This window comes from Planctomycetota bacterium (genome assembly GCA_035384565.1).
GTDB lineage: Bacteria > Planctomycetota > PUPC01 > DSUN01 > DSUN01 > DAOOIT01.
Genome location: DAOOIT010000142.1, coordinates 1 through 4,470, shown reverse-complemented (window position 1 = coordinate 4,470; position 4,470 = coordinate 1). Strand labels below are relative to the sequence as shown.

Annotated in this window: 4 protein-coding genes; all 4 read left to right on the top strand. The window is 68.4% G+C overall.

Going from position 1 to position 4,470, the window contains the following annotated elements; translation table 11 throughout:
• Positions 1 to 1,139 precede the first annotated feature (1,139 nt).
• Entirely contained in the window at positions 1,140 to 1,574 is a 435-nt protein-coding gene (locus PLE19_23860) for a hypothetical protein (GenBank protein ID HPD17984.1), read from the top strand.
• Positions 1,575 to 1,997: 423 nt separating this feature from the next.
• Entirely contained in the window at positions 1,998 to 2,282 is a 285-nt protein-coding gene (locus PLE19_23855; protein HPD17983.1) for a hypothetical protein, read from the top strand.
• Positions 2,283 to 2,308: 26 nt separating this feature from the next.
• The gene (locus PLE19_23850; protein ID HPD17982.1) at positions 2,309 to 3,124 is read left to right on the top strand and encodes a hypothetical protein; all 816 of its coding nucleotides are present in this window, start codon (positions 2,309 to 2,311) and stop codon (positions 3,122 to 3,124) included.
• A gap of 104 nt (positions 3,125 to 3,228) precedes the next feature.
• On the top strand, positions 3,229 to 4,470 hold a 1,242-nt coding region (locus PLE19_23845), incomplete at its 3' end, for a hypothetical protein (protein ID HPD17981.1).

The window sequence follows — 4,470 nt, the reverse complement described above, 5'->3', positions numbered from 1 at the left end:
CTCACCCGCAGCGGCCACGGCCAGTCCCATTCAGAACCACATCGCAACCGCCTCGGGTTGGCTCGTGGGCGCCGTCAGTCGCGCAATCGGGGCGTGGCGCACCGGGATTCGGCGCCTCCTGGCTGGGGCGCTGTGGCCCAGGAGAAGTGTGTGGGCCATTTCCACAGGCAGTTTCCCTTGCGGATTCCGGTAGCGACAAGCGTCCCGCTTATCGAGCGGATGAAGGTAGCCGCAAGCGGGACGCTCGCGGCTACCTTTGCAGCGGGCCCTCCCCATTCCGGGGGTTTCTTCAACGGAAACTACCACTCGGGCCGCATTCATGTAGCACTTGGAGGATGAGATCGCGACGCAGAAGGCGCTTGTAGTGCGGCCTTCAGGCCGTATCTGGGCGTGCGGGCTGAAGCCCGCACTGCGAACAAGCGCGACATGAATGGGGGCCGGAGTAGTACCTACGATTCCGGCCGACCCGCCACGAAAAGAGGAAGCATTGAAGTGCCCCACACATGTGCTATACTGGCGACATAGCGGATCCTCCTGCGAAGCGAGGACTAGTTATGAAGCGCGTGTTAGGGATGCTGGGCCTGGCGGCCCTCCTGGCGGCCGGCGGCTGCGATGGCGGCGGAGGGCGGTGAGGGGGCAGGTCCTGCGCGCCTCGTCGGGCGCGCCACACTGCCCCAGTTGCCGCGGCCGCGGCGGCGCCGCGTCTGCCGCCTCCCGTCATCCTGGGGCCTTCAAGGCAAGGTGTGGGCCGGAATTGTAGGCAGGGTGATTGTCTCTGGAGCCTGAAGGGCTCGCATGGGATAGCCCAGGGCAACGCCCTGGGTTCAGCGGGCTCCACGGGTCCAGCCCTGAAGGGGCGAGATAGACGCTCTCTATTCCGTCCTGTCAGGGCTGCCGCGGGGCGGTCTTGTTCTATCCTATTTCGCTCCTTCGGAGCTCCCGCAGCCACCCACAATTCCGCCCCGCACCGTTCAAGGCACTTCATGCTTGACAAGGCGTTGTGATGGCCTAGACTATAGGGTATGAACGGCAAGCGGCAATATCTCGCGGTGGGTGCGTGGCTCCTGGCTCTGCTGGCATGCCTCCCCGAGGCAGGCTTGGCAGAGCCGAAGCGGTGACCCCTCGCGGGGTGCGGGCCGGTGCCGGCGCACGTGGTGGCGCCGCCCCGACCCAGCACCACGGGGGGCAAGGCCGCCTCCTACTCAGTGCTGCGCATTGACTACCGCAACGGCACGGTGCAGTACGAAGTGGTCGACTCGGTGTCGGTCAAGAACCGCGAGGCCGACATCCAGCGGGCCTACCTCAAAGCGGCACGCGAGTGGAAGGCGAACGCCGACCCCGAGGCTCCGACGCCGCAGCCCCCGAAGCCCGAGGTGCGGGTGTGGCGGGTGGTGATGGGCGGCCCGGACGGGCGGGAGCGCGCGGAGGCCGTGGCCGCTCAATGCCGCAGGAGCGAGAAGGAAGGCAAGAGGCTGGACCCCGAGCCCAGCGCAGAGCCTGACAAGGCGCCCGGCGACGCCACGGGCGTTGAACTGCCCCCCTCCAAGAAGATCCCCGAGCCAACCGTCAAGTAGCGCCATTCTCACCGCAGCCGCATCCTGCTGGCCAGCGGCGGATGTGTCCCTCGAAGCGGGCGAGGGGCTGGGCCTGCGGCTTGCCCGCTCCGCCGCTGCGCCGGGCGCCGCGGTGCTTCCATGCGGAACCGCAGCGGGCCCGCGGCGAGATGACCCGCCGGCTCGCCCACAGCCCGACCCTGCGCTGACCCGCACCTGAGCCAGACCTCACGCCGAATTGACCCCCACCTAATCTTCGTCTAACAGCCTCGGGATACCCTCCCTGCGGTTACAGGTCGCCGCAGAGGAAGGAGATGCCACATGACGGAGAATCATTGGCGGGCCGTGTTCGCCGCGGGCGTGCTGGCGGTGGCGCTGCTGGCCCACACTCGGGACGCCCACGCCCAGGCCTGCTCAGGCACTGGGTGACCCGTCGCAGACAGCATGGCGGCCAGGGAAGCCGCCTCCCAGCCCGGCAACGGACCCTTTGCGAACCTGGCCGGCGGCCTCTGGAACATCGCCAGCGCTCCCGTCCAGCTCCCCATAACAATCGTGGAGACCTCCATCGAGCGCAACGTGCTCTACGGCCTTTCCGCGGGCACCCTTCAGGGCACGGCCAAGACGTTGATGAACCTCGTCGGCGGTGTCGCGCGCGTGATGACCGCCGTCATTCCACCCGACCCACTGGAACTGGTCTCCCGCAAGCTCGCCTACGCGCAGGCGCGGTAGCCAGCAGCACGTGAGGAGAGTGAGAAGTGGCAAGCGAACACTCGACGCGCGGGACGCGCGACTCACGACGGCGCGGCCCAAAGACCCTGGCCGCGTCTGTCCGGGTCCTGTCCGTATCGCTGGGCGTTGCCTTCGCCGCTCTGGGCTGTCTGCCCTTGCGCAAGAAGCCGGCGGAGAAGCCCCTCCTGGTCGTCGTGCCCACGCTGGACCCCGACACCTACCGGCCCGGCGAGGCCGTGGTCTGCACCGTCAAGGTCACCAACGCCGGCACTGCGCCGGCCCCGGCGGGCTCGCTGAGCGCCGATACCGTGGAGTTCTGGTTCGGCCCCGCGGGCACCGATTTGCGCTACCGCCGCGAGCCCATGCGGTCCAGCAAGGAGCGGGGCTTCGAGCCGATCACCATCGCGCCCGGGAACTCGATCACGCGGCGCTTCGTCCTCCCCCGCCTGACCGAAGAGGAGGGGCACTTCGCCCTCCACGTGCTCTATAGTCCCGAAGGCAACGCGCCAGGCACCCCGGGCATCCCGGGCCCTGCCTTCCTCTACCGTGTGGACGGGCCGCGGGCCTTCCGCCGCGACGAGAACGGCCTGGTGCGGAAGGAGGATGCCGTGGAGGCCGTGCGGCAGCAGGTGGGGAGCGACCTGGCCAACGCCGAAGCGAAGCTCGTGCGCAACGAGGCCGGCCTCCTCGACTGGTTCGTGATCGCCGAGGCCCACAGCGGCGGCCCGGCGTCGCGGCGGGCCTTCCTCGTGAACCCCTACACGGGCCTCATCCGAGCCGAGGCGAAGGCCGACGCCGCCCCGCGCACGGCCGCCAAGGAAAGAACGAAGTCCTCGCGCTGACCTCGCATGCCCCTCACGGGGCGGGGATAGAATTGGCCTACCTGGCCGGCGCGCGAACGGGTTCACGCGCCGCACGTGGGCAGGCACTTATGAGGAGCGGTTTGATGGGCAGGAAGTGGCTGTGGATGGTGCTGTGGCTGGGAGGCGGACTGGCCGACGGGCTGGCAGGCGAGGGCGCGGCGCCGCCGCCGCCCGCCAAGCCCCTGGTGCCGCAGGGGCCGGTGCAGGCCATCAGCGTGCAGCCGGCGCCCTCGCCGACCGATGCGCTGGACGCCGCGCCCGACGAGGCGCCGACCCACGTGGTGAAGGTCCTGCGCACCACCAACAAGGCGCAGACCAATCGCTACGTGGTCAAGGTCTACGACTTCAAGAACCAGAACCCGGCGGAACTGCACCGCTTCTACCGCCGAGTGGCCGACATCGAGGAGAGCGCCTGGCACACCTTCGTCGGCCCCGACGGCAAGAGCGGCAAACTCGTCATGACCATCCCCGAATACCAGATTCCCTATGTGGACGCGATGGTGGCCGCGCTCGACAAGCCCGGCCTCACCACCTCCTCGGGCAGCCAGGCCGCCTATGTGCGCATGAAGCACCGCAACGTCACCGACGCCGCCTTCCGAAACACCCTCTTCCAGTACATGAGCCCGACTTATGAACACGTGCTTGACTCCGAGATGAACGCCGTGCTCCTCTACGACGTGCCGAGCGCCATCGAGACCGCTGAGGACGCGCTGACCATCCTTGACCAGCCGGTCCCGATGGTCCGCCTCGACGTGACTATCTACGAAATCTATGGCGCGAATGATGGGCGGCTGGGCTTGGACTTCCACGCCTGGAAGAACGGCCCTGGCCGCGACCTCTTCTCGTACGGCGCCTTCCGCGAGCGCTACCGCACCAGCTCGAGCGCCAGCGGCCTGCCCGCGCCCACGCCGAACCAGCCCATCAATATCGGCACCGGCGTCGGCCTCACCGAGTTCACCGCACACGGCACCAATCGCTCCTGCTTCCTCGATGTGCCCTCGGCCTACTTCGACTTCGTGGCCACCAAGGGCAAGGGACAGGTCAAGGCCCGCGGCTCCGTCACCGTCAACCACGGCAACACCGCGACCTTCCAGACCGGCGACACGATTCTCTACTACCACGTGATGGACGCCACGCCGGGCATGGCAGGCCAGACACCCGGCCCGAAGGACCTGAGCGTGAACGCCAACGCCATCGCCGCGGCCCCCAAGGGCGGCTACCGCACCGACCTGATTGACCCCACCAGCGGCAACAGCTCCAAGGTGCCCAAGAACCGCACCCTCATCGCCCGCATCGCCACCCGCCAGGCTCTCGGCGGTCCGCTG